Origin of the sequence: Piscinibacter gummiphilus (assembly GCF_002116905.1) — a bacterium.
GTDB lineage: Bacteria > Pseudomonadota > Gammaproteobacteria > Burkholderiales > Burkholderiaceae_C > Rhizobacter > Rhizobacter gummiphilus.
Map to the genome: position 1 here is coordinate 2,910,634 of NZ_CP015118.1, position 25,395 is coordinate 2,936,028.

Annotated in this window: 23 protein-coding genes and 1 tRNA gene; 20 read left to right on the forward strand and 4 right to left on the reverse strand. The window is 69.3% G+C overall.

The window, feature by feature from the left end:
• Positions 1-15 precede the first annotated feature (15 nt).
• Genes A4W93_RS13000 through A4W93_RS13010 form a run of 3 tightly spaced genes read left to right on the forward strand, consistent with a single transcriptional unit; the run spans position 16 to position 3,108 of the window.
• Positions 16-1,179, forward strand: coding sequence for an ATP phosphoribosyltransferase regulatory subunit (locus A4W93_RS13000; protein WP_085751005.1), 1,164 nt, complete (start codon positions 16-18; stop codon positions 1,177-1,179).
• A 51-nt stretch (positions 1,180-1,230) separates the two neighbouring features.
• The gene (locus A4W93_RS13005) at positions 1,231-2,562 is read left to right on the forward strand and encodes an adenylosuccinate synthase (RefSeq protein WP_085751006.1); all 1,332 of its coding nucleotides are present in this window, start codon (positions 1,231-1,233) and stop codon (positions 2,560-2,562) included.
• Between the two features lie 24 nt (positions 2,563-2,586).
• Positions 2,587-3,108 carry a phosphoribosyltransferase gene (locus A4W93_RS13010; RefSeq protein WP_085751007.1) on the forward strand — a complete coding sequence of 174 codons (522 nt, stop codon included), beginning with the start codon at positions 2,587-2,589 and terminating at the stop codon, positions 3,106-3,108.
• Between the two features lie 434 nt (positions 3,109-3,542).
• On the opposite strand, the gene A4W93_RS13015 is transcribed toward A4W93_RS13010, so the two are convergent.
• Positions 3,543-3,627, reverse strand: a tRNA-Leu gene (locus tag A4W93_RS13015).
• A 76-nt stretch (positions 3,628-3,703) separates the two neighbouring features.
• Here A4W93_RS13015 and rnr point away from each other — a divergent pair.
• Positions 3,704-5,902, forward strand: a complete 2,199-nt coding sequence (gene rnr / locus A4W93_RS13020; protein ID WP_237357775.1) for a ribonuclease R — start codon at positions 3,704-3,706, stop codon at positions 5,900-5,902.
• Positions 5,903-5,908: 6 nt separating this feature from the next.
• On the opposite strand, the gene A4W93_RS13025 is transcribed toward rnr, so the two are convergent.
• Genes A4W93_RS13025 through A4W93_RS13035 form a run of 3 tightly spaced genes read right to left on the reverse strand, consistent with a single transcriptional unit; the run spans position 5,909 to position 10,085 of the window.
• A complete protein-coding gene (locus A4W93_RS13025; RefSeq protein ID WP_085751008.1) occupies positions 5,909-7,393 on the reverse strand; it encodes an NAD(P)H-hydrate dehydratase in 1,485 nt (494 codons plus the stop codon).
• A complete protein-coding gene (locus A4W93_RS13030; protein WP_085751009.1) occupies positions 7,390-8,733 on the reverse strand; it encodes an FAD-dependent oxidoreductase in 1,344 nt (447 codons plus the stop codon). The genes A4W93_RS13025 and A4W93_RS13030 overlap by 4 nt, the downstream gene beginning before the upstream one ends.
• Positions 8,733-10,085, reverse strand: a complete 1,353-nt coding sequence (locus A4W93_RS13035; protein ID WP_085751010.1) for an amidase — start codon at positions 10,083-10,085, stop codon at positions 8,733-8,735. Before A4W93_RS13035 ends, A4W93_RS13030 begins: the two co-directional genes overlap by 1 nt.
• A gap of 210 nt (positions 10,086-10,295) precedes the next feature.
• Here A4W93_RS13035 and rpsB point away from each other — a divergent pair, with 210 nt between their 5' ends.
• The 16 genes from rpsB to A4W93_RS13115 all read left to right on the forward strand — a co-directional run bounded on the left by rpsB (position 10,296) and on the right by A4W93_RS13115 (position 25,385).
• On the forward strand, positions 10,296-11,042 hold the full coding sequence (gene rpsB, locus A4W93_RS13040; RefSeq protein WP_085751011.1) for a 30S ribosomal protein S2: 747 nt from the start codon (positions 10,296-10,298) through the stop codon (positions 11,040-11,042).
• A gap of 132 nt (positions 11,043-11,174) precedes the next feature.
• The gene (gene tsf / locus A4W93_RS13045) at positions 11,175-12,101 is read left to right on the forward strand and encodes a translation elongation factor Ts (protein WP_085751012.1); all 927 of its coding nucleotides are present in this window, start codon (positions 11,175-11,177) and stop codon (positions 12,099-12,101) included.
• Positions 12,102-12,215: 114 nt separating this feature from the next.
• Positions 12,216-12,926, forward strand: coding sequence for a UMP kinase (gene pyrH, locus A4W93_RS13050; RefSeq protein ID WP_085751013.1), 711 nt, complete (start codon positions 12,216-12,218; stop codon positions 12,924-12,926).
• A gap of 10 nt (positions 12,927-12,936) precedes the next feature.
• Positions 12,937-13,497 carry a ribosome recycling factor gene (gene frr, locus A4W93_RS13055; RefSeq protein WP_085751014.1) on the forward strand — a complete coding sequence of 187 codons (561 nt, stop codon included), beginning with the start codon at positions 12,937-12,939 and terminating at the stop codon, positions 13,495-13,497.
• A gap of 44 nt (positions 13,498-13,541) precedes the next feature.
• Entirely contained in the window at positions 13,542-14,270 is a 729-nt protein-coding gene (gene uppS, locus A4W93_RS13060) for a polyprenyl diphosphate synthase (RefSeq protein WP_257790075.1), read from the forward strand.
• Between the two features lie 4 nt (positions 14,271-14,274).
• Positions 14,275-15,111, forward strand: a complete 837-nt coding sequence (locus tag A4W93_RS13065; RefSeq protein ID WP_085751016.1) for a phosphatidate cytidylyltransferase — start codon at positions 14,275-14,277, stop codon at positions 15,109-15,111.
• Between the two features lie 35 nt (positions 15,112-15,146).
• A complete protein-coding gene (gene ispC, locus A4W93_RS13070) occupies positions 15,147-16,349 on the forward strand; it encodes a 1-deoxy-D-xylulose-5-phosphate reductoisomerase (RefSeq protein WP_085751017.1) in 1,203 nt (400 codons plus the stop codon).
• A complete protein-coding gene (gene rseP, locus A4W93_RS13075) occupies positions 16,346-17,701 on the forward strand; it encodes an RIP metalloprotease RseP (protein WP_085751018.1) in 1,356 nt (451 codons plus the stop codon). The genes ispC and rseP overlap by 4 nt, the downstream gene beginning before the upstream one ends.
• Positions 17,702-17,708: 7 nt before the next feature.
• Positions 17,709-20,027 carry an outer membrane protein assembly factor BamA gene (gene bamA, locus A4W93_RS13080; RefSeq protein WP_085751019.1) on the forward strand — a complete coding sequence of 773 codons (2,319 nt, stop codon included), beginning with the start codon at positions 17,709-17,711 and terminating at the stop codon, positions 20,025-20,027.
• A complete protein-coding gene (locus A4W93_RS13085) occupies positions 20,027-20,542 on the forward strand; it encodes an OmpH/Skp family outer membrane protein (protein ID WP_085751020.1) in 516 nt (171 codons plus the stop codon). The genes bamA and A4W93_RS13085 overlap by 1 nt, the downstream gene beginning before the upstream one ends.
• Positions 20,543-20,545: 3 nt before the next feature.
• Positions 20,546-21,571, forward strand: coding sequence for a UDP-3-O-(3-hydroxymyristoyl)glucosamine N-acyltransferase (gene lpxD / locus A4W93_RS13090; RefSeq protein ID WP_085751021.1), 1,026 nt, complete (start codon positions 20,546-20,548; stop codon positions 21,569-21,571).
• Between the two features lie 12 nt (positions 21,572-21,583).
• Entirely contained in the window at positions 21,584-22,024 is a 441-nt protein-coding gene (fabZ, locus tag A4W93_RS13095; RefSeq protein WP_085751022.1) for a 3-hydroxyacyl-ACP dehydratase FabZ, read from the forward strand.
• Positions 22,025-22,038: 14 nt separating this feature from the next.
• Complete coding sequence (gene lpxA / locus A4W93_RS13100) at positions 22,039-22,830, forward strand: acyl-ACP--UDP-N-acetylglucosamine O-acyltransferase (RefSeq protein WP_085751023.1); 792 nt, start codon at positions 22,039-22,041, stop codon at positions 22,828-22,830.
• A 5-nt stretch (positions 22,831-22,835) separates the two neighbouring features.
• Positions 22,836-23,981, forward strand: a complete 1,146-nt coding sequence (gene lpxB / locus A4W93_RS13105; protein WP_237357776.1) for a lipid-A-disaccharide synthase — start codon at positions 22,836-22,838, stop codon at positions 23,979-23,981.
• The gene (rnhB, locus tag A4W93_RS13110; protein WP_085751025.1) at positions 23,953-24,618 is read left to right on the forward strand and encodes a ribonuclease HII; all 666 of its coding nucleotides are present in this window, start codon (positions 23,953-23,955) and stop codon (positions 24,616-24,618) included. Before lpxB ends, rnhB begins: the two co-directional genes overlap by 29 nt.
• Complete coding sequence (locus A4W93_RS13115; RefSeq protein WP_085751026.1) at positions 24,615-25,385, forward strand: TrmH family RNA methyltransferase; 771 nt, start codon at positions 24,615-24,617, stop codon at positions 25,383-25,385. Before rnhB ends, A4W93_RS13115 begins: the two co-directional genes overlap by 4 nt.
• Positions 25,386-25,395 lie beyond the last annotated feature (10 nt).

The window sequence follows — 25,395 nt, forward strand, 5'->3', positions numbered from 1 at the left end:
CCCCGGTCATTTCTCATGTCGTCTGCTTGGCTGCTGCCCGAGCACATCGCTGACGTCCTGCCGTCCCAGGCTCGACGCATCGAAGAACTCCGCCGCGAACTGCTGGACGGAGCACGGGCTTATGGTTTCGAACTCGTGATGCCGCCGCTGCTGGAGCATCTCGACTCGCTGTTGTCCGGCACGGGCAGCGCGCTCGACCTCAAGACGTTCAAGCTGGTCGACCAGCTGAGCGGCCGCACCCTGGGGGTGCGGGCTGACACCACGTCGCAGGTCGCCCGCATCGATGCACACCTGCTGAACCGCCACGGCGTCACCCGCCTGTGCTACTGCGGTCCGGTGCTCCACACCCGCCCCGACGGCCTGCACGGCACCCGCGAACCGCTGCAGTTCGGCGCCGAGATCTACGGCCACGCCGGCCTCGAGGCCGACCTGGAAGTGATGGAACTCGCGCTCGACGCGTTGCAGCGCGCCGGTGTCGCCAAGCTCACGCTCGACCTGGGTGATGCCCGCATCGTGCGCGGCGTGCTCGCCGACGTGTCCCTCGACGCTGCCAGCCGCGATGCCGTGTACGCCGCGCTGGCCGCGAAGGACCAGTCCGGCCTCGAGGAGCTCACCGCGTCGTTCCCGGCCGAGTCGCGCGCCGCGGTGCTCGCGCTGTTGCGCCTGTACGGTGGCGACGACGTGCTCGTGGCGGCCCGCCGTGAACTGCCGGCCCGTCCGCTCATCACGGCCGCGCTCGACGACCTGCAATGGCTCACGTCGCACCTGCGCGCCGCCTATCCGGGCGTGCGCATCGGCTTCGACCTGGCCGACCTGAGCGGCTACGCGTACTACAGCGGTGCCCGGTTCGCGATCTTCGCCGCCGGTTCGGCCGATGCGCTGGTGCGCGGCGGCCGCTACGACGAGGTCGGCGCCATCTTCGGCCGCAACCGTCCGGCCGCGGGGTTCAGCACCGACCTGAAGCAGCTCGTCGTGCTGGCGTCCGCCCATCCGCTGCGTCCGGCCGTCCGGGCGCCCTGGGGCGAGGATGCCTCGCTGCGCAACGCCATCCGCCAGCTCCGGGAGCAGGGCGAGTCGGTCGTCTGCGTGCTGCCCGGCCACGAACACGAAGGCCAGGAATTCGACTGCGACCGCGAGCTGGTTGCCTCGGGCGGACAGTGGGTCGTGCGCGCGCTCTGAGCGCGTGCCCCTGCTGACGCGTTACCCATTTCTAGAACCGGAATCTCTGACATGCAACAGAAACGCAGCGGCCACAACGTGGTCGTCGTCGGCACCCAATGGGGTGACGAGGGCAAGGGCAAGGTCGTCGACTGGCTGACCGACCACGCGCAGGCCGTGGTGCGCTTCCAGGGCGGCCACAACGCGGGCCACACCCTCGTGATCAAGGGCGTGAAGACGGCGCTGCAGCTGATTCCGTCGGGCATCATGCGCGACGGCGTGAAGTGCTACATCGGCAACGGCGTGGTGGTCGATCCCACCCACCTGCTGAGCGAGATCGAACGCCTGGAGGCCATCGGCCTCGACGTGCGCTCGCGCCTGTTCATCAGCGAATCGTGCCCGCTGATCCTGCCGTTCCACGTGGCCGTGGACAAGGCCCGCGAGGCCCTGCGCGAAGACAGCGGCGCCGGCAAGATCGGCACCACGGGCAAGGGCATCGGCCCGGCCTACGAAGACAAGGTGGCCCGCCGCGCACTGCGCGTGCAGGACCTGAAGCACCCCGAGCGCTTCGCGAAGAAGCTGCGCGAGCTGCTCGACCTGCACAACTTCGCGCTGACCGGCTACCTGAAGTCGGATGCGCTCGAGTTCCAGCCCATCTTCGACCACGCGATGAAGGTGGCCGAGCAGCTCAAGCCGATGCTGGCCGACGTGGGCTACACGCTGCACACCGCGCACAAGCAGGGCGACAACATCCTGTTCGAAGGCGCGCAGGGCACGCTGCTCGACATCGACCACGGCACGTACCCGTACGTCACGTCGAGCAACTGCGTGGCCGGCAACGCCGCCGCGGGCGCGGGTGTGGGGCCGGACCTGCTGCACTACATCCTCGGCATCACCAAGGCCTACACCACGCGCGTGGGCAGCGGTCCGTTCCCCACCGAACTCGACTGGAACACGCCGGGCACCGTGGGCTACCACCTCTCGTCGGTGGGCCAGGAGCGTGGCACCGTGACCGGTCGTCCGCGCCGCTGCGGCTGGCTCGACGCCGCGCTGCTCAAGCGCTCGGTGATCATCAACGGCATCTCGGGCCTGTGCCTGACGAAGCTCGACGTGCTCGACGGCCTGGCCGAGATCAACGTGTGCGTGGGCTACGAGCTCGACGGCAAGCAGATCGACATCCTCCCGCTGGACGCCGACGAGATCGAGGCCTGCAAGCCCGTCTACGAAGTGTTCCCGGGCTGGACCGAAAAGACGTTCGGCCTCACGAAGTGGGACGAACTGCCGCTGAACGCGCGCCGCTACCTGGAGCGTGTGCAGGAACTCATCGGCGCGCCGATCGACATGGTGTCCACCGGCCCCGACCGCGAGCACACCATCCTCCTGCGCCATCCGTACCAGGCCTGAATTACCGAAGGACCCCGCAGCACCATGCTCACCGACGACGGCAAACACCTCTACGTCTCCTGGGACGAATACCACATGCTGATCGAGCGCCTCGCGCTCAAGGTCGACGCCTCGGGTTGGCAGTTCGACCAGATCCTGTGCCTGGCCCGCGGTGGCCTGCGTCCGGGTGACGTGATGTCGCGTGTGTTCGACAAGCCGCTGGGCATCATGTCCACGAGCTCGTACCGCGCTGAGGCCGGCACCATCCAGGGTCGCCTCGACATGGCCAAGTACATCACGATGCCGAAGGGTGACCTCGCCGGCCGCGTGCTGCTGGTCGACGACCTCGCGGACTCGGGTGTCACGCTCAAGGCCGTGGTCGAGCGCCTGCGCGGCATGCCGGCCATCACCGAGCTGCGCTCGGCGGTCATCTGGACGAAGGGCGTGTCCACGTACACGCCGGACTACTACGTCGAACTGCTGCCCACGAGTCCGTGGATCCACCAGCCGTTCGAGGAGTACGACGAGCTGCGTCCGGAAGGCCTCGCCAAGAAATTTGCCATCTGAGCAAAGTCATCAATAATGAAGGCCCGCACTTCGCAGGCCTTCGACATGGACCACGACGAGGTACCGATCGCTTCTGAAGCCGATCGCCAACCCGGGCAGCCCCTTCGCGGGCGGCCGAGGTCGTCGTCTCCCTCGCGAAGGGCAGGGCGCTTCTCCCGAAGCGTGCTCTCGTGGTTCTCGCGGGATGCGCTTGCATCAGCATCTGCATCCCGCTTCGCCCGGCACACGCTCGTGTGCCGATCCAACCCAGGTGCGCGCCGCACCGGGTTCGAAATTCCTCCTCCTGTTCGCCTGCCTGCAATGCCGTCACGACGTGTCGTCGTGGTTGATGCGCGCGTGTTCGTTCGCGTGTGCATCGAAGGTGTCGCAGGCTCGAAAACATCGGGCCGCACAAAGCAAAAGGCCCTGCGATTTCTCGCAGGGCCTTGCTATTTTGGTGCCCAGAAGAGGACTCGAACCTCCACGGAGTTACCCGCTAGTACCTGAAACTAGTGCGTCTACCAATTCCGCCATCTGGGCATCTCAGGAAGACTTGGATTCTATCATCAAAAAATCAAACGCACAACACTCTTCTTCAACAATCAGCACGGAGCTGATGAATGAAGTCGAAGGCACGGTGCAAGGTCACCGTGATGGACACGGGTTCCTGGTCCGCGACGACCACCAACCCGACCTCTATCTCTCGCCTCAGGAGATGCGCGCGGTGCTGCATCGCGACCGCGTGCGCGCACGCATCGTTCGCTATGACCGCAAGGGCCGGCCCGAAGGCCGCGTGATCGAGATCATCGAGCGGCGCAAGGCGCCCATCATCGGCCGCCTGCTGCACGAGAGTGGCATCTGGCTCGTCGCACCCGAAGACAAGCGCTACGGCCAGGACATCATGGTCCCGAAGAACGCGATCGCGAACGCGACCGCGGGCCAGGTAGTGGCCATCGAGCTCACCGAGCCGCCGTCGCTCTACTCGCAGCCCATGGGCCGCGTGACCGAGGTGCTCGGCGAGATCGACGACCCGGGCATGGAGATCGAGATCGCGGTGCGCAAGTACGAGGTGCCGCACCAGTTCACGCCCGAGACGCTGGCTCAGGCCGCGAGCCTGCCCGACAAGATCCGTCCGGCCGACCGCAAGGACCGCATCGACCTCACCGACGTGCCGCTCGTCACCATCGACGGCGAGGACGCGCGCGACTTCGACGACGCGGTGTACTGCGAGCCGCTGAAGACGGGCCGCGGCAAGACCGCGTTCGACGGCTGGCGCCTCGTGGTCGCCATCGCCGACGTGAGCCACTACGTGAAGCCGGGCGAGCCCATCGACGAGGATGCGTACGAGCGCGCCACGTCGGTGTACTTCCCGCGCCGCGTGATCCCGATGCTGCCCGAGAAGCTTTCGAACGGCCTGTGTTCGCTCAACCCGAACGAGGACCGCCTCGCGATGGTGTGCGACATGCTGATCACGAAGGAGGGCGCGATCCACGCATACCAGTTCTTCCCGTCGGTGATCTGCTCGCACGCGCGCTTCACCTACACGGAAGTGGCGGCCATCCTCGGCAACACGCGCGGGCCCGAGGCCGCGCGCCGCAAGGACCTCGTGCCGAACCTGCTCGACCTCCACGACGTGTACCGCGCGCTGCTGAAGGAGCGCGGCAAGCGCGGCGCGGTGGACTTCGAGACCACCGAGACGCAGATCGTGTGCGACGACAACGGCCGCATCGAGAAGATCGTCCCGCGCACGCGCACCGATGCGCACCGCCTCATCGAGGAGGCCATGCTCGCGGCGAACGTGTGCTCGGCCGACTTCATCGCGACGAACAAGCACCCGTCGCTGTACCGCGTGCACGAAGGCCCGACGCCCGAGAAGAAGACGCTGCTGCAGAACTACCTGAAGGCCCTGGGCCTCGGGCTCTCGATCAGCGACGACCCCGAACCCGGCGAATACCAGGCCATCGCCGCCGCCACGAAGGACCGGCCCGACGCGCAGCAGATCCACACGATGCTGCTGCGCTCGATGCAGCAGGCCATCTACACCGGCACGAACAGCGGGCACTTCGGGCTCGCGTACGAGGCCTACACGCACTTCACGAGCCCCATCCGGCGCTACCCCGACCTGCTGGTCCACCGTGTGATCAAGGCGCTGCTCGCGGGCAAGCGCTACAGCCTCGTCACCGGCACCGTCGAAACGGCCGCGAAGGCAAAGAAGGGTGCGCACGCCGAAGGCGAGCAGTGGGAGGTCACCGGCGCGCATTGCAGCGCGAACGAACGCCGGGCCGACGAGGCCTCGCGCGACGTCGAGGCGTGGCTCAAGTGCCGCTTCATGCGCGAGCACCTGGGCGAGGAGTACGCCGGCACCGTCACCTCGGTCACGAGCTTCGGCCTCTTCGTCACGCTCGACTCGCTGTACGTCGAAGGACTGATCCACATCACCGAACTCGGTGGCGAGTACTTCAAGTTCGACGAGGTGCGCCAGGAGCTGCGCGGCGAACGCTCCGGCGTGCGCTACACGGTGGGCGCGCGCGTGCGCGTGCAGGTCATCCGTGTCGACCTCGACGGTCGCAAGATCGACTTCCGCATGGTGCGCGAGGGCGAGGATCCCGCGACGGCCCCGCGTGCCCGCCGGGGCGAGAAGGCCGCCGAGAAACACGCCAGCGCCGTCGCCGAACTCGCGTCGGTGAAGGAGACGGACCGTGCCGTGAAGAACGCCACCAAGGCGCGCAAGACGAGCGCGGCCGGCCATCCGGTGAAGGCTGCCAAGTCGGCGGCCCGCAAGACCGCCGGGGGCAAGGCGCCGCGCCGTCGCTGAGGCGTTTCAGCGGCGCGACAGGGCGTGCAGGGCCTCGACGAGGTCCGCCGCCCGCAGCGGGGTGAGCGGGCTGCGGTCCGCCGCCTCGCCGTGCTGCCACGTGCCTCGTTCGGCGGCTTCCACGGCCGTGAGGCCGTGGGCTGCCCACAGGCCTGCGATCCAGCCCGCCAGCACGTCGCCGGTGCCCGCCGTGGCCAGGGCCGCGTTGCCGGTCGGGTTGATCGCCGGTGCCGTGTCCGGTGACGCGACGACGCTGCCGGAGCCCTTCAGTACCACCACGCACGCGAACCGGCGGGCGAGCTGGAGCGCGGCCGCGAGGCGGTCGCGTTGCACCGTGGCCGTGTCGGTGCCGAGGAGCCGTGCCGCTTCGAGTGGATGCGGCGTGAGGACCGTGCCGAGGCCGAGGCCACCGCGGGCCGTGAGGGCCGCCTGGAGCGTCGGGTCCGTGGCCAGCGCGTTCAGCGCGTCGGCGTCGAGCACGAGGCGTTCGGACACGGTCAGCAGCCGGGGCAGGGCGGCGGCGATCGGGTCGCCTCCGCCGCAGCCGGCCACCACCGTGGCCGAGGCGGGCAGCGCCGCGCGCCGCTCGGACGGGCGGAACATCAGTTCGGGCCGCACGAGGTCGTGTGTGAAGGCGTTGTCGTCGAGCAGGTCCACGTGCACCCGCCCGGCACCCGCCGCGTGCGCGGCGCGGGCGGCCAGCACCGCGGCCCCGGCCATGCCGTGGCTGCCGCCCACCACCAGCACGTCGCCGAAGCTGCCCTTGTGCTGGGCATGCTGGCGTGTGGTGGCGACCGGCGGCGCCGGCAGCCAGGCCGTGGCGGGCTCGTTCCCCCGTGGGGTGTCGAGGTCGTCGAACCAGACCTCTCCGGTGTGGTCGCGGCCCGCGCCGGTGAACAGTCCGGGCTTGAGCGTCAGCAGGCTCAGCGTGTGCGTGGCGTGCACGCAGTCGGGGCCGAGCGGCTGGCCGGTGTCGGCGTCGAGCCCGGACGGCAGGTCGATGGCCAGCACGGCGCACGGCTGGGCGTCGAGGTGCCGCACGAGCGCGGCGAGGTCGCCGGCCGGCGCACGGGTGGCGCCCACGCCGAGCAGGGCGTCGATCGCGAGGTCCTGCGGGCCGAGCGGTGCGGGCAGGCCGGTGCCGATGGGCACGCCGGCCGCCACCGCGCGCTGGTGGGCCGTGCGGGCATCGGCCGGCAGCCGGGCAGGATCCGCGAGCAGCGTGACCTCGACGGCGATCCCTGCCTCGTGCAGCAACACGGCCACCTCCAGGCCATCGCCGCCGTTGTTGCCCGGGCCTGCCGCGATCCAGACGCGTCGCGCGTGGGGGGCGATGGCCCGCGCGAGCGCCGCGACGGCGCGGCCCGCCCTCGACATCAGCGTGAAGGGCGGCAACGCCGCCTGGGCCGCGTCCTCGACGCGGCGCGTGGCCTCCCGCCCGAACAGCGGCTCGCGCTGCGGGAGAGGGCGCAGGCGCCGCAGCCGGCTCATCGTGCGAGCCGTTCGATGCCGAGGCCGTCGATCTCGACCTCGGGTGACCGCGCGGCCAGCGCGTCGGCCACGAGGCGCGCGGAGCCGCAGGCCATCGCCCAGCCCGCGCCGCCGTGGCCCAGGTTCAGCCAGACCCCCGGGATGCCGCTGCCGCCGAGCACCGGCGGGCCGTCGGGCAGCATCGGGCGCGCGCCGCTCCAGCGCTGCGCCTGGCTCACGCGGGCCGCGCCCGGGAACCAGTCGTCGAGCACCTGGTAGAGCCGCGCCAGTTCGTCGGTGTGGCCGCCCTTGGGCGGCGGGCCCATGCGGGCGCCTCCCGAGACGCGCAGGCGCGACCCGAGCCGGTTGATCACCACGCGGTGCCGGTGGTCGGTCACGGCCGACTTCGGGCCGATGTCGGGGTGGGCCTCGTGGTGGCGGATGGGCGTGGTGACCGACTGCCCGTACACCGCGGCCATCGGCAGCTTCAGGCCGTGGGGCGCGAGCAGCGGGTTCGACCCGAGCGCGGCGCACACCACGACGGCGTCGAACGTTTCATCGACGGGGCCGTCGAGCGGCACGGTGGGCTGGAACGCGGGGGTGTTCGGCGTGTCGCCGTGCGAGGCGATGCGGCTCGTCGTCTCCTCGTGGGGCGAGTGCATCACGGTGAGAACCGGGCGGCGGCCCGGCTCGAGCGACTGCACGGTCGAATGGAAGCGGAACTCCGCACCCATCTGCTCGGCCGCGGCGCGCAGCAGCAGCGCGAACTGCCGGCAGTTGCCCACCTCGTCGGCCGGCAGGTGGATGCCCGCGTGCAGTGGCGTCTCGGTGTTGAGGCCGGGTTCCACGGCGAGGCAGCCCGCCGCGTCGAGCGTGTCGAAGCGGATGCCCTGTTCCGTCAGCAGCCCCAGCGCGGGCTGGACCTGGTCGAGCTCCTTGCGTGTGCGCAACAGCACGAGGTGGCCGTCGCTGCGCTCGTAGTCGAGCTTGAGCGACGCGGCCAGGCCGTGGAGGCGGTCGCGGCTGTAGGCGGCCAGGCGCTGCATGCGCAGCTGGTTCGTGCGGTGTGCGGCGGGCTTGCCGGCGCGCCACCAGCGCCACATCCAGCCCCAGGCGCCGGCGTTCGCGCCCACGCGCCACGGGTTGCGGCGGTCCGTCAGCGTGCGCAGCAGCCGTCCGGCCGAGCCCGGGCCGGTCCAGGGACCCACGGCCCCGGGCGACGCGAGGCCGGCCTGGGCGAAGCTCGATTCGACCGCGACACTGCCGCGGCGCTCGAACACGACCACCTCGTGGCCGTCGGCGGCGAGTTCGTATGCGGTGGTGACGCCGACGACGCCGGCTCCGATCACGGCGACCCGCATCAGGCGGCTCCCGCGCCGGCCAGCGCCCGTTCGATGGCGAGCGAGGTGTCGAGCACGGTGTCGTCGGCCAGCGCCGGGCCCCACACCATCAGGCCCATGGGCAGTTCGCCCGCCGCATGGCAGGGCAGGGACAGCGCGCAGCCGTCGAGGAAGTTGATCACGGACGGGTTGCGCAGGAGCAGGGCGTTCATGGCGAAGAAGGCGTCGTCGGTCGCGAGCGACGCGATGGAGGGGGCGACCACGGGGACCGTGGGCGAGAGGAGGGCGTCGTAGGGCCGCAGGCGGTGTTCCACCCGGGCGATCCAGTCGCGCCGGGCGTCGATGAGCTTCAGGTGGTCGGCCGCGGAAATGGTGGCGCCGCGGCGGATGCGGGAGACGACCCGGGGATCGTACCGGGCTTCGTCGCGGGCGAGGAGGTCGCGGTGCCACGCCCAGGCCTCGGCCGCCGGGAAACCGCCCAGCGCGTTCATCGAACGCAGCTCGGCCAGTTCGTCGAGGGCGATGTCGTCGATGCGGGCGCCGGCCTGCCGGAGCGTCGCGAGGGCACGCTCGAACGCGGCGGCCACGGCGGGCTCCAGCCCGTCGAGCAGGGTGGTGGACGGCACGGCGAGGCGCAGCGAGGCCGCGGGCCGGTGCCGCAGCGTCACCTTGCGGTCGGCCAGCACCTCGTGCAGCAGCACGGCATCGCGCACGGAGCGGGTGATGGCGCACGCGGTGTCGAGCGTGGGCGACAGCGGCACCGTGCCGGCCGTCGGCGTGAGCCGCGACGTGTTCTTGAAGCCCACGAGTCCCTGCAGCGCGGCCGGGATGCGGATGGAGCCGCCCGTGTCCGAGCCGAGCGCCGCGAAGGCCGCGCCCGAGGCGACGGACACCCCGCCGCCGGACGTCGACCCGCCCGGGATGCGCGGCGTGCCGTCGAGGGCGGCCGTGGCCGGGTTCGGGGGCGTGCCGAGGTGCGGGTTCAGGCCCACGCCCGAAAACGCGAACTCGGTCATGTGGGTGTGGCCGGTGAGGGCGGCGCCCGCGCGGCGCAGGCGGGCGACCACGGGGGCGTCGGCGGCGGCCGGAGCCTGGTCGCGCAGCACGAGCGACCCCGCGGTGGTGGGGAAACCCGCCACGTCGAACAGGTCCTTGATGCTGACGGCGAGGCCCGCGAGCGGAGGGAGCGGGATGCCGGCGCGGTGCTGCAGGTCGACCGCGGTGGCGGTGGCTTCGGGCTGGCCGGCGAAGCGGCGCACGTAGGTTTCGGCGGGGGCCGCCCGGGCAGCCTCCGTGCAGCGGGCAAGGGCGTCGGAGGCGCTGTGCTGGCCGAGGAGGATGGCTTCGCGCGCGGCGCTCAAGTCATGGGTCATGGAGAAAGGGTCGAAGGCCGTGCTACACTCTACGGGTTTATCTGAGGGCCGCCCTGTCGGCTGCCCCGGTGAAACCGCAATCCTGCGAAATCGCGAATCCGGTCATTCAAGGTGTTGAGCGCCCCTCGCTGCTCGGTGTTTCACCGCACTGCAGCTGATACAGAGGCTTTCAATTCAAGCCGGATTCTAGAACCAACCTTTGGAGTAAACATGTCTGTCACCATGCGTGAGATGCTGGAAGCCGGCGTCCATTTCGGCCACCAAACCCGCTTCTGGAACCCGAAGATGGCCCCGTACATCTACGGCCATCGCAACAAGATCCACATCATCAACCTCGAGAAGACGCAGCCGCTCTTCAACGACGCGATGAAGTTCATCAAGCAGCTCGCCGCCCGCCGCGGCACCGTGCTGATGATCGGCACGAAGCGCCAGGCCCGCGAAGTGATCGCCGCCGAAGCCCAGCGCGCCGGCATGCCCTACGTCGACCAGCGCTGGCTCGGCGGCATGCTGACCAACTTCAAGACGGTCAAGGGTTCGCTGAAGAAGCTCAAGGACATGCAGGCTCAGGTCGAGTCCGGCACCGAGATCCGCATCAAGAAGGAAGCGCTGCTGTTCCAGCGTGACCTGGCCAAGCTCGAGAAGGACATCGGCGGCATCCAGCACATGAACGCGCTGCCCGACGCCCTGTTCGTGATCGACGTCGGCTACCACAAGATCGCCGTCCTCGAAGCCAAGAAGCTCGGCATTCCCGTCATCGGCGTGGTCGACTCCAACCACTCGCCGGACGGCATCGACTACGTGATCCCGGGCAACGACGACTCGTCGAAGGCCGTGGCGCTGTACGCGAAGGCCGTGGCCGACGCGGTCCTCGACGGCAAGGCCAACGCGACGAACGACGTCGTGCAAGCCGTGTCCGCCGGTGGCGACGAGTTCGTGGAAGTCAACGAAACGGCCTGAGGCCCTGAGCCCCGGCTCGCCTGAAAAGGCGTGCATTGAAAGGGGCTGATTCAGCCCCTTTTTCACACCCCCGATTCAATACTCCGGCACGCGGGCGCCCCGCGCGCGTGCCGAACCTCACGGAGATTCAAGATGTCCGCTATCACCGCAAGCATGGTCGCCGCTCTGCGCGCCAAGACCGACGCGCCCATGATGGAATGCAAGAAGGCCCTGACCGAAGCCGCTGGCGACATGGACAAGGCCGAAGAGCTGCTGCGCGTCAAGCTCGGCACGAAGGCCGGCAAGGCCGCCGACCGCATCACGGCTGAAGGCGTCGTCGCCGCCGCCGTCGAAGGCAACACCGGTGCCCTGGTCGAAGTGAACTGCGAAACCGACTTCGTCTCGAAGAACGACGACTTCCTCGCCTTCACGAACGCCGTCGCCAAGCTGGTCGCCGAGAAGAACCCGGCCGACGTGGCCGCCATCGGCGCCTACGAACTGTCGCAAGCCGGTTTCGGCCCGACGGTGGAAGACGTGCGCAAGGGCCTGATCGGCAAGATCGGCGAGAACATGTCGATCCGCCGCTTCAAGCGCTACTCGGGCGGCGGCCAGCTGGCCAGCTACCTGCACGGCACCCGCATCGGCGTGCTCGTCGAGTTCACCGGTGACGCCGTCGCCGCCAAGGACGTCGCGATGCACATCGCCGCGATGAAGCCGGTCTCGCTGTCGTCGGCCGACGTGCCCGCCGAGCTGATCGAGAAGGAACGCGCCGTGGCCGCCGGCAAGGCCGCCGAGGACGCGAAGGCTGCGGAAGCCGCCGGCAAGCCGGCCCAGTCCGCCGACATCGTGACGAAGCGCATCGAAGGTTCGGTCCAGAAGTACCTGAAGGAAGTCAGCCTGCACAACCAGGTCTTCGTGAAGGCCGCCGACGGCAAGGCCACGGTCGAGCAGCACCTGAAGGGTGTGAAGACCGAGGTCAAGGGCTTCACGCTGTACGTCGTGGGCGAAGGCATCGAGAAGAAGGTCGACGACTTCGCGGCCGAAGTGGCGGCCCAGGTCGCCGCCGCCAAGGGCGCCTGATCTCCCGGCGACCCTCTGGAACAAGGGGCTCGATGCCCCTTGTTCCATCTTCACGGATAGACTTCGAAAGGCACCACCCGCGTGCCTGAACAGCCAACACAGGGAGATCCCCGCATGCCGGCGTACAAGCGCATCCTGCTCAAACTCTCGGGCGAGGCCCTGATGGGCGACGATGCCTATGGCATCAACCGCGCCACCATCGTGCGCATGGTCCGCGAGGTCCAGGAAGTCACGAAGCTCGGCTGCGAAGTGGCCGTCGTGATCGGCGGCGGCAACATCTTCCGCGGCGTGGCGGGCGGCTCGGTCGGCATGGACCGCGCCACCGCCGACTACATGGGCATGCTGGCCACGGTGATGAACTCGCTGGCCCTGGCCGACACCATGCGCCAGGAAGGCATGACCGCCCGCGTGATGTCCGCCATCGCCATCGACCAGGTCGTCGAGCCGTACGTGCGCCCGAAGGCGCTGCAGTACCTCGAGGAAGGCAAGGTCGTCGTGTTCGCCGCCGGCACCGGCAACCCGTTCTTCACCACCGACACCGCCGCCGCGCTGCGTGGCGCCGAGATCGGTGCCGAGGTGGTGCTGAAGGCCACGAAGGTCGACGGCGTCTACACCGCCGACCCGAAGAAGGACCCCACGGCCACCCGCTACAGCAAGATCAGTTTCGACGAAGCCATCAGCCGCAACCTGCAGGTGCTGGACGCCACGGCGTTCGCCCTGTGCCGCGATCAGAAGCTGCCCATCAAGGTGTTCAGCATCTTCAAGGAAGGTGCCCTGAAGCGCGTGGTGATGGGTGAGGACGAGGGCACGCTCGTCCACGTTTGAGGAAAAAGCCATGAGCATCGCAGACATCCGCAAGAATGCCGAACAGAAGATGACTCGCTCGATCGAGTCCTTCAAGAACGAACTCCAGAAGATCCGCACCGGCCGCGCCCACCCGGGCATCCTCGACCAGGTCCAGATCGACTACTACGGCTCCATGGTGCCGATCAGCCAGGTGGCCAACGTGTCCCTGCTCGACGCTCGCACCATCACGGTCCAGCCGTGGGAGAAGGGCATGGGCCCGAAGATCGAGAAGGCCATCCGCGAGTCCGACCTCGGCCTGAACCCCTCGGCCCAGGGTGACCTGCTGCGCGTGCCGATGCCCGCGCTGACGGAAGAGCGCCGCCGCGACCTGACGAAGGTCGTGCGCAACGCCGGCGAAGACTCCAAGGTCGCCATCCGCAACCTGCGCCGTGACGCCAACGACCAGGCCAAGAAGCTGACCAAGGACAAGGAAATCTCCGAGGACGACGAGCGCCGTTCGCTCGACGACCTGCAGAAGCTGACCGACCGCTACATCGCCGAGGTCGACCGGCTGATCGCCGCGAAGGAAGCGGAAATCCTGGCCGTCTGATGGCCCTCATTCCCACTGGCCGCAGTTTCTTCCAGAAACCTCCCTTGGACGCCACCCCTCACATCCCCCGCCACGTGGCCATCGTGATGGACGGCAACGGCCGGTGGGCGAAGAAGCGCTTCATGCCCCGGTTCTTCGGGCACAAGCAGGGGGTCGACGCGCTCGTGCGCACGGTCCAGGCCTGCGCCGACCGCGGCATCGAGTACCTCACCGTCTTCGCGTTCTCGAGCGAGAACTGGAAGCGTCCCACCGAGGAAGTGTCGGGCCTGATGGACCTGGTGCTCGTCGCGGTGTCCAAGTACCTGGCCAAGCTCGCGTCCGAAGGGGTGCGCATCCGCATCGTGGGCGACCGCTCCCAGGTCTCCGACAAGGTGCGCAACGCCTGGGACCAGGCCGAGCGCGCCACGGAACACAACCGGCGCATCACGCTGTCGGTGGCGTTCAACTACGGCGGCCGCTGGGACATCGTGCAGGCCTGCCAGCAGGCGCTGCGCGACGGCGTGCCGGCCGACGAACTCGACGAGGCCCGCCTGTCGCGCTACATGGCGATGAGCTACGCCCCCGATCCCGATCTTTTCATCCGCACCGGCGGGGAAGTGCGCATCAGCAACTTCCTGCTCTGGCAGGTGGCGTACGCCGAACTCGTGTTCAGCGACTGCCTGTGGCCGGAGTTCGGTGACGCCCAGCTCGACGCGGCGCTCGCCGACTTCGCCGGCCGCGACCGGCGGTTCGGCGGGGTGAAGCCCACCGAACCGCAAACCGCGAAGGCCTGACCCCATGCTCAAGCAGCGCGTCATCACCGCAATCGTCCTGTTGCTCGTGCTGCTCCCCGCCGTGTTCGCCCCGGTGGCCTGGCCGTTCGCCCTGCTGACGCTGGTCATGGTGGCCGCCGCCGGCTGGGAGTGGGGGCGCCTGAACGGTGCCTCGTCCGCGGCCTCCGTCTCGATGGGGGTCGTCGTCGCCGTGCTGTGCCTCGCCGCCTACCTGGCGGGCTGGGTCGGCGTGGGCGGAAGCCCCGCGTGGTGGATCGCCTGCGCCGTCTGGGTGCTCGGCGGTGCGCTCGCCGTGAAGGTGGGCCCGTCGTCCTGGCCGCAACTGCCGAAGGCCGGCCGCTGGGTGCTCGGTGTCGCGATGCTCTTCACCGCGTGGCTGGCACTCGCGAGCGCCAAGGTCGTGGGCCTGAACTTCCTGCTGTCGGTGTTCTGCCTCGTGTGGGTGGCCGACATCGCCGCGTACTTCGGCGGACGCACGTTCGGCCGCCGCAAGCTGGCGCCGTCCATCAGCCCCGGCAAGAGCTGGGAAGGCGTCTGGAGCGGCATGGTCGGCGTGATGGTGCTCGCCGCCGTGTGGATCTGGATCGACAAGACCTGGGCCACCGGCTCGCCCAGCCTCTTCACGCTGCTGTGGCAGCGCTTCGACGCACCGGGGCTCCTGCTCGCCCTGGTGTTCCTCTGTGCCATGAGCGTGATCGGCGACCTGGTCGAATCGCTCGTGAAACGTGCGGCGGGGGCCAAGGACAGCAGCCAGCTGCTGCCCGGCCACGGCGGTGTGCTCGACCGTGTCGACGCGCTGCTCCCCGTGTTCCCGATCGCGCTCGCGCTCAGCTCGATCTGACTTGGCGGGTCGTCCCGTCCCTCCTGGTAGTCCTCATGTCCACGACACCTTCGGCCCGCCTGCGGGTCTGCGTCCTCGGTGCCACCGGCAGCATCGGCACCAACACGCTCGACGTGCTGGCCCGCCACCCCGAACGTTACGAGGTCGTCGCGCTGACGGCCCACGGCCGCGTGCCCGAACTGCTGGCCCAGTGCCTGCAATGGAAGCCGCGTTTCGCGGTGATGTCCTCCGCGGACGCGGCGGCCGCGCTCCAGCGAGAACTGCGCGGCGCGGGCCTTCGCACCGAGGTGCTGCACGGCCCTGACGCGCTGTGCCACGTGTCGGCCCATGCCGACGTCGACGTGGTCATGGCCGCCATCGTCGGTGCTGCCGGCCTCGAGCCGTGCCTTGCCGCGGCGCGCGCGGGCAAGCGGCTGCTGCTCGCGAACAAGGAAGCCATCGTCGTGGGCGGCGCGCTGTTCATGGACGCCGTGCGCGAGGGCGGGGCCACGCTGCTGCCCATCGACAGCGAACACTCCGCCATCTTCCAGTGCCTGCCGGAAGACCGCGGCACGTGGGCGCAGCGCATCGACCACATCGTGCTGACCGCCTCCGGCGGCCCGTTCCGGGACCGCGACCCGGCCACGCTGGCGGCCGTGACGCCCGACGAGGCCTGCGCACATCCCAACTGGGTGATGGGCCGCAAGATCTCGGTCGACTCGGCCACGATGATGAACAAGGCGCTCGAGGTGATCGAGGCCCGCTGGCTGTTCAACCTGAAGCCCGAGCAGATCAAGGTGGTGGTGCACCCGCAGAGCATCATCCACTCGATGGTGGTGTGCCGGGACCGCTCGGTGCTGGCCCAGCTGGGCACGCCCGACATGCGCGTGCCCATCGCATATGGCCTGTCGTTCCCCGAGCGCATCGAATCGGGCGCATCTTTGCTCGACTTTACACAGCTGCCCGGCCTGACATTCCGCCCGGCCGACACGGCCCGCTACCCCGGCCTGCAACTCGCCTGGGACACGCTGCGCGGCCCCGAGGGCAGCACCGCCGTGCTGAACGCCGCCAACGAGGTGGCCGTGGCCGCGTTCCTCGCGGGAACCATCCGGTTCGACCAGATTCACAGCGTGAATGCACGCTGCCTCGATGCCGTCTCCCCCTCGTCCGACGCCTGTCGCAGCGTCGCCGGTCTGCTCGCCCTCGACGCGGACGTGCGCCGCCACGCCGAGTCCGTGGTCGGAACGCTGAACGCATGAGCACGCTGCTGGCCTTCATCGTCACGCTCGGCCTGCTCGTGACCATCCACGAGTACGGACACTACCGCGTGGCGCTCGCTTGCGGCGTGAAGGTCGAGCGGTTCTCCTTCGGCTTCGGCCCCGTGATCTGGCGCTACCAGCGCTCGCCCGACAGCACCGAATTCACGCTGTCGGCGGTGCCGCTCGGCGGGTACGTGCGCATGCTCGGCCACGGGCCGGACCCGGTGCCGCCGGGCCTGCAGGACCAGGCCTTCCGGAACAAGACCCTCTGGCAGCGCACCGCCATCGTGGCCGCCGGCCCCGCGGCCAACCTGATCCTCGCCGTGCTGCTGTACGCCGGGTCGAACTGGATCGGCATCGACGAACCCCAGGCGCGCCTGGGCACGCCGGCCGCCGCCACGCTCGCCGAGCGCGCCGGGTTGCGCGCGGGCGACTGGGTCCGCGCCACGTCCACGGACGGGCAGGACTGGAGCGAGGTGCGCTCGATGGCCGACCTCCGCTGGTCGCTGACCCAGGCCGTGCTCAACGGCGAACCGCTGCACCTGAACGTGAGCAACGAACGGGGGCAGGGCGCCCGCACCGTCGTGCTCGACATCGACAGCCTCGGCACCCGCGAGGTCGACGCCGGCGTGTTGCGCCGCATCGGCATCGCGCTGTCGATGGGCGACCCCGTGCTGGGCGAGCTGGGCGCCGGCCCGGCCCGCGCCGCGGGTCTGCACACCGGCGACCGCGTGCTCTCCGTGGACGGCGTGTCCATGGTCGACAGCAACCAGCTGCTGGCGGCCATCCGCGCCAACGGCGGCGGCGCCCCGATGGCCTGGCGTGTCGAGCGGGCCGGGCAGGTGCTCGAGATCGAGGTGCACCCCGACAGCGTGGTGGAGCAGGACCGCACCATCGGCCGCATCCAGGCCGGGCTGGGCCAGGCGCCGCAGACGGAGCGTGTCTCCTACGGGTTCGTGGAAGGCCTGACCAAGGCGGCGGCCCACACGTGGAGCATGTCGGCGCTGACCGTGAAGATGCTCTGGCGCATGGTCACGCTCGACGCGTCCTGGAAGAACCTGAGCGGCCCGCTGACCATCGCCGACTACGCCGGCAAGTCCGCCCGGCTGGGCCTGTCGTACTACCTGGGCTTCCTCGCGGTGGTGAGCGTGAGCCTCGGGGTGCTGAACCTGCTGCCATTGCCGATGCTCGATGGCGGGCACCTGATGTATTATCTTTTCGAGGCAGTGACTGGGCGCCCCCCTTCAGACGTGTGGCTGGACCGGCTCACACGCGGCGGCCTTGCCATCATGATCGTGATGATGTCGCTCGCTTTCTACAACGACGTGGCCCGGTACCTGGGCCTGCACTGATCACCCGATGCGAACTCCCTCCGCTTTCACTCTGTCCTGCCCGAGTCCTGCCCGCCTTTCCGTCGTTTCCATCGCCGTGGCTGCGGCATTCGCCGCGGCGCCTGCGTACGCGGTCGAACCGTTCGTGCTCAAGGACATCCGCGTCGAGGGGCTGCAGCGGTCTGATGCCGGCACCGTGTTCGCGGCGCTGCCGTTCCGCGTGGGTGACACCTACAACGACGCCAAGGGTGCCGCCGCGCTGCGCGCGCTGTTCGCCACGGGCCTGTTCAAGGACGTGCGCATCGAGATCGACGCCGACGTCGTCGTCGTGGTCGTCGAGGAGCGGGCCGTCATCGCGAACATCGACTTCGTGGGCCTGAAGGAATTCGACAAGGAAGCCCTCAGCAAGTCCCTGAAGGACTTCGGCATCTCCGAGGGCATGCCGTTCGACAAGGCACTCGCCGACCGCGCCGAGCAGGAACTCAAGCGCCAGTACCTGACCCGGAGCCTGTACGGCGCCGAGGTGGTGACCACGGTCACCCCGCAGGAACGCAATCGCGTGAACGTCACGTTCACCGTGACCGAAGGCGCAGCGGCCCGCATCAAGGAAATCCGCATCACCGGCAACAAGGCGTACTCCGAGAGCACGCTCAAGGGCCAGCTCGACCTGAACGACGGCGGCTGGCTCAACTGGTACACCAAGTCCGACCGCTACTCGCGCTCGAAACTCACCGCCGACCTGGAAACGCTGCGCTCGTGGTACCTGAACCGCGGCTACCTCGAGTTCGCGGTCGAGTCCACGCAGGTGGCCATCTCGCCCGACAAGCAGGACATCACGATCACGATCAACGTGAACGAAGGCCAGCGCTACATCGTCACGGGCGTGAAGCTCGAGGGCGAGTACCTCGGCAAGGACGACGAGTTCAAGACGCTCGTGAAGATCCGTCCGGGCGAACCCTACCGCGCGGAAGAGGTCGCCGAGACCACCAAGGCCTTCACCGAGAAGTTCGGCAACTTCGGCTACGCCTTCGCCCGCGTCGACTCGCGTCCCGAGATCGACCGCGCCAAGGGCCAGGTGGCCCTGACCCTCGTGGCCGAGCCCGCGCGTCGCGTGTACGTGCGCCGCTTCAACGTCTCGGGCAACAGCCGCACGCGCGACGAGGTGGTGCGCCGCGAGTTCCGCCAGTTCGAATCGTCGTGGTACGACGGCCGCCGCATCAAGCTCTCGCGCGACCGCGTCGACCGCCTGGGCTACTTCAAGGAAGTCAGCGTCGAGACCAACGAGGTGCCCGGCACGGCCGACCAGGTCGACCTGAACATGAACGTGGTCGAGAAGCCCACCGGCAACCTGATGCTGGGTGCGGGCTTCTCGAGCGCCGACAAGTTCTCGCTGAGCGGTTCCGTCAAGCAGGACAACGTCTTCGGCTCGGGCACGTACCTCGGCATCGAGGTCAACACCAGCAAGTCGAACCGCAATCTGGTGCTGAGCGCGTCCGACCCGTACTTCACCATCGACGGCATCTCGCGTTCGTACGACCTGTTCTACCGCACGAGCCGCCCGATCAACAGCCAGGGCGAGGACTACAAGCTCGTGACGCCGGGCGGTTCCATCCGCTTCGGCATCCCGTTCACCGAGTACGACACCGTGTACCTCGGCATCGGCGTCGAGCAGACCGAGATCCGCGGCGACTTCGGCCTGCCGTGGCAGTACCGCCGCTACCGCAACGAGTTCGGCGAGAAGAGCACGTCGGTGCCGCTGACCATCGGCTGGACCCGGGACGGCCGCGACAGCGTGCTCGTGCCGAACGACGGCCAGTACAAGCGCATCAACATCGACTGGGGCCTGGCCGGCGACACGCGCTACGTGCGCACCAACGCCCAGTTCCAGCAGTACTGGCCCATCACGAAGCAGTACACCTTCGCGTTCAACGCCGAGGTGGGCTACGGCAAGGGCCTGCAGGGGCTCCCGTACCCCATCTTCAAGAACTTCTACGGCGGCGGCCTCGGCACCGTGCGCGCCTTCGACCAGGGCTCGCTCGGTCCGGTCGACTGGGGCGGCGCCTACCTGGGCGGCTCCAAGCGCTTCAACATGAACGGCGAGCTGTACCTCCCGGTGCCCGGCTCCGGCAACGACCGCACGCTGCGCATCTTCGCGTACACCGACATCGGCAACGTCTGGGGCGAACTGGAAAAGGCCACCATCGACAGCCTGCGGGCCTCGGCCGGCCTGGGCCTGAGCTGGATCTCCCCCATCGGGCCGCTGAAGCTCAGCTACGGCACGCCCATCCGCTCCGAGCGATTCGATAGAATCAACCGTTTCCAATTCCAAATCGGGACCGCGTTCTAATGAAAAGCCCTTCCGTGAAGTGCGTCTTGGCGATCGCCGGCCTGGTCCTGGCCGCTTCGGCGGCACAGGCGCAGGAGCTGAAGATCGGTTACGTCAACAGCGACGTCGTGCTGCGCGATGCGGCGCCGGCCAAGGCCGCCCTCACGAAGCTCCAGGCCGAATTCACCAAGCGCGAGAAGGAACTCACCGAGATGGGCAACCGGCTCAAGGCCGCCGGCGACCGCTTCGACCGCGACCAGCCCACGCTGGTCGAGTCCGAGAAGGTGCGCCGCCAGCGTGAGCTGATCGAGCAGGACCGCGAGTTCCAGCGCAAGCGCCGCGAGTACCAGGAAGACCTGAGCCAGCGCCGCAACGAGGAACTGGCGTCGGTGGTCGAGCGGGCGCAGAAGGCGATCCGCCTGATCGCGGAACAGGAGCGTTACGACCTGGTGGTGCAGGAGGTGCTGTATGCCAGCCCCCGCATCGACATCACCGACAAGGTGATCAAGGCCCTCAACGCCCAAGGCGGCAAGTGAGCGGTGGCCACGATCACTCTGGGTGACATCGCCGCACACCTGGGCGGCGAACTGATCGGCGACCCGAACCAGCCGATCGACCGCGTGGGGCCTCTCGAGACCGCCACGCCCACCACGATCTCCTTCCTCTCGAATCCCAAGTACGAATCGCAGCTGGCCTCCAGCGCCGCGGCGTGCGTGATCGTGGGCCCGGCCTTGCGCGATGCCGCCACGGCCCGCGGCACCGCGCTCGTCATCGCCGACCCGTACCTCGCCTTCGCCCGCCTGACGCAGTGGTGGGCCGCGAAGACCCGCCCGGCGGCCGAGCCCGGCGTGCACCCGTCCGCGTTCGTTCACCCGTCGGCCCAGGTCGCCGCCAGTGCCAGCATCGGCCCGTTCGTGATGGTCGACGCCGACGCCGTGATCGGCGAGGGCGTGCGCATCGACTCGCACGGCCACGTGGGCCGGGGCGCCACCATCGGCCGCGGCACCTGGTTCAAGCCGCACGTGACGCTGTCCCACGGTTGCCACATCGGCGAACGGGGCATCGTGCATTCGGGCGTCGTCATCGGCGCCGACGGCTTCGGCTTCGCGCCGCACGAAGGCGGCTGGGTCAAGATCGAACAGCTCGGCGGCGTGCGCATCGGCGACGACGTCGAGATCGGCGCGAACACCTGCATCGACCGGGGCGCGCTCGACGACACGGTGATCGAGGAGGGCGTCAAGCTCGACAACCTCATCCAGATCGCCCACAACGTGCGCATCGGCGCGTACACGGCCATCGCGGCCTGCACCGCCATCGCGGGCAGCACCACGATCGGCAAGCACTGCACCATCGCCGGCGCCGCCATGTTCGTGGGGCACATCAGCCTCGCGGACCACGTCCACGTGACGGGTGGCACCGCCATCACCCGGTCGATCACGAAACCCGGCGTCTTCAGCGGCCTGTACCCGTCCCAGGAACACGCCGACTGGGAAAAGAACGCCGCCACCCTGCGCAACCTGCATGCGCTGCGCGACCGCGTGCGCGCCCTCGAAAAGAAGAACTAGCCCGAGCTCAACATGATGGACATCTACCAGATTCTCAAGAAGCTGCCGCACCGCTACCCGATGCTGCTCGTCGACCGCGTGGTGCACATCGAACCGGGCAAGGACATCAAGGCGCTGAAGAACGTCAGCATCAACGAGCCGTACTTCAACGGGCACTTCCCGAACCGCCCGGTGATGCCGGGCGTGCTGATGATCGAGGCCCTGGCCCAGACCGCCGGCCTGCTGTCCTTCGCGACGCTGGGCGTCGAGCTGGCCGACGACCAGGTCTTCTACTTCGTCGGCATCGACAACGCCCGCTTCAAGCGCCCCGTGCAGCCCGGTGACCAGCTGGTCCTGGACGTCACCCTCGAGCGCTCGAAGGCCGGCATCTTCAAGTTCAAGGGCCAGGCCTCGGTCGACGGCGAACTCGCCGTCGAGGCCGAGCTGATGTGCACGATGCGGCGCGTGTCCTGACCGGGAGACCTGCGATGGCCACGACGATCCACCCCACCGCCGTGATCGAGCCGGGTGCCCAGCTGGGCGACTCGGTGACCGTGGGCGCCTACAGCGTCATCGGCCCGAAGGTGCGCATCGGCGACGGCACCACCATCGGGCCGCACGTCGTGATCCAGGGCCGCACCACCATCGGCCGCGACAACCGCGTGTTCCAGTTCGCATCCCTCGGCGCCGCGCCGCAGGACAAGAAGTACAAGGGCGAGGACACCGAGCTCGTCATCGGCGACCGCAACCTGATCCGCGAGTTCGTCACGTTCAACACGGGCACCGTGCAGGACGGCGGCGTCACGCGCGTCGGCAACGACAACTGGATCATGGCGTACGTGCACTTCGGGCACGACTGCCAGCTCGGCGACCACATCACCATCTCCAACAGCGTGCAGCTCGCGGGCCACGTCACCGTGGGCGACTGGGTCACGCTCGGCGGTGTCACGCTGATCCACCAGTTCTGCAAGATCGGCTCGCACGTGATGACCGGCATGGGTTCGGCCATCGCGCAGGACGTGCCCCCGTTCATGATCACCACGGGCGCACCCGCCGAGGTGCGCGGCCTGAACAGCGAAGGCCTGCGCCGCCGCGGTTTCTCGCCCGAGCGCCTGGCCGTCATCAAGCAGATGCACAAGCTGCTGTACCGCCAGGGCCTCACGTTCGACGCTGCACGCGAGGCCATCGCGGCGCTCGCAGGCACGGTGCCCGAAGCCGATGGCGACGTGGCGCTGATGACGCAGTTCTTCGCAGCCTCCACCCGCGGCATCTTGCGTTAAGCCCCATGGCAACCGACACACCGCGTTTCGCGATGGTCGCGGGCGAGGCGTCCGGTGACCTGCTGGCCGGCCTGCTGCTCGGCGGGCTGAAGGCGCGCTGGCCAGGGCTCGAGAGCCACGGCATCGGCGGCCCCCGCATGGCCGAGCACGGCTTCCAGGCCTGGTGGCCCCACACGAAACTCGCGGTGCGCGGCTACACCGAGGTGCTGCTGCGCCTGCGCGAGCTGCTGCGCATCCGCCGCGAGATGGGCGACCGCGTGCTGCAGGAGCGGCCCGACGCCTTCATCGGCGTCGACGCGCCCGACTTCAACCTCGGCCTCGAGACGCGGCTGAAGGCGCAGGGCGTCAAGACGATCCACTTCGTGGGCCCGTCCGTCTGGGCCTGGCGCAGCGACCGCATCCTGAAGATCGGGCAGGCCGTCGACCACATCCTGTGCCTGTTCCCGTTCGAGCCCGCGCTGTACGCGAAACACGGCATCGGTGCCACGTACGTGGGCCACCCGCTGGCCGACACCATCCCGATGGAGGTGCCGCGTGACGCCGCGCGCGCCGCGCTGGGCCTCGCGCCGGGCGACACCGTCGTTGCGCTGCTGCCGGGCAGCCGGGGCGGCGAGATCAAGTACATCGCGCCGAAGCTGCTCGCCGCCGCCGAGCTGATGGTGAAGCAGCGGCCGGGCCTGAAGTTCGTGCTGCCGGTGGTGCCGGGCCTGCGCAAGCTGGTGGAACCGCTGGTGCCTCGCCTCGCGCCCACCGCCGGGGTCGTGCTGCTCGACGGGCGTTCGCACGAGGCGCTGGCCGCCTGCGACGTCACGCTGATCGCCAGCGGCACCGCCACGCTCGAGGCCGCGCTGTTCAAGCGGCCCATGGTCATCACCTACACCATCCACTACCTGGAGTGGCTGCGCCTGCGCCGGCTCCAGCTGCAGCCGTGGATCGGGCTGCCCAACATCCTGTTCAACGAGTTCGTGGTGCCCGAACTGATCCAGCAGAAGGCCACGCCCGAGGCGCTCGCGCAGGGCGCCTTCGACTGGCTCGACCAGCCCGCGCGTGCCGCGGCGCTGGCCGAACGTTTCGCCGGGCTGCACCGCGAGCTGCGCCGCAACACCGCCCAGGCGGCCACCGATGCGATCGAAAAAGTCCTCGCGGCCTGAGCAGCTGGGCCTGCACTTCGACGTCACCGGGCTGATGGCCGGGGTGGACGAGGCCGGCCGCGGGCCGCTGGCCGGTCCGGTCGTGGCCGCGGCGGTCATCCTCGACGACCTGAACCCCATCCAGGGCCTCGACGATTCGAAGAAGCTCACCGAGCGCGCGCGCGAGCGGCTCTTCGACGAGATCCGGGCGAAGGCGCTGTGCGCCTGCATCGCCGAGGCCACGGTCGAGGAGATCGACCGGCTCAACATCCTGCACGCCACCATGCTCGCGATGAAGCGCGCGGTGGAGGGGCTGCGCCTGAAGCCGGCCAAGGTGCTGGTCGACGGCAACCGCATTCCCGTGATCAAGATCGCGGCCGAGGCCATCGTGGGCGGCGACGCCAAGGTGCAGGCCATCTCGGCCGCGTCCATCCTCGCGAAGGTGCACCGCGACCGGCTGCTGCAGACGCTGCACGACGCCCACCCGCAGTACGGCTTCGCCGGCCACAAGGGTTACCCGACCGCCGAGCACCTCGCGGCGCTGCGGGCGCACGGCGCCTGCGTCCACCACCGCCGTTCGTTCGCCCCGGTGCGCGAGGCGCTCGAGATCGTGCGGCTGACCGAGGTCACCGCGGTCGTCGAGGTGCGGGCCCCATGACGGTCAAGCACGTCACCTCGCGCGACAACCCGCTGCTCGTGCGCCTGCGGAAGCTCGCGGGCGACCCGGGCGGCTACCGCAAGGCCGGGGAGGTCTGGCTGGAGGGTGACCACCTCGTGTCGGCCTTCCTGCATCGGGGTGGCCGTGCGCCGCAGGCCGTGATCACCGAACGGGGCTGGGAGAATGACCGGCTGCGTGAACTCGCCAACCAGGCGGACGCCGTGGCCATCGTGCCCGAGGCGCTGATGGCGGGCCTGGGCACGCTCGAGTCGCCCGTGCCGCTCGGGTTCGTCGTGCCGTGGGCGGGCGCGGGTGCGCCGCGGCCGAGCGAACCCACGGTGGTGCTGGACCGCCTGCAGGATGCGGGCAACGTGGGCGCCGTGTTGCGCAGTGCATCGGCCTTCGGTTTCACGCAGGTGGTGGCGATCAAGGGCACGGCCGCGCTGTGGTCGCCCAAGGTGCTGCGCGCCGGCATGGGAGCCCACTTCGCGTTGCACCTCGTCGAAGCCGCCGATCCATCGGTGCTCGATGGTCTGCGCGTGCCGCTCGTGGCCACCAGTTCGCATGCCGCCCAGGCGCTGCACGAGGTGCGATTGCCGTGGCCTTGTGCGTGGGTCATGGGACACGAAGGGCAGGGCGTGTCGGCCGACCTGATGGCGCGTTGCGCGCTGGCACTGCGCATTCCCCAGCCCGGCGGCGAGGAGTCGCTCAACGTGGCGGCCGCGGCGGCGGTGTGCCTCTACGAATCGGCGCGCCAGCGCGCCTGACCGGCCCGGA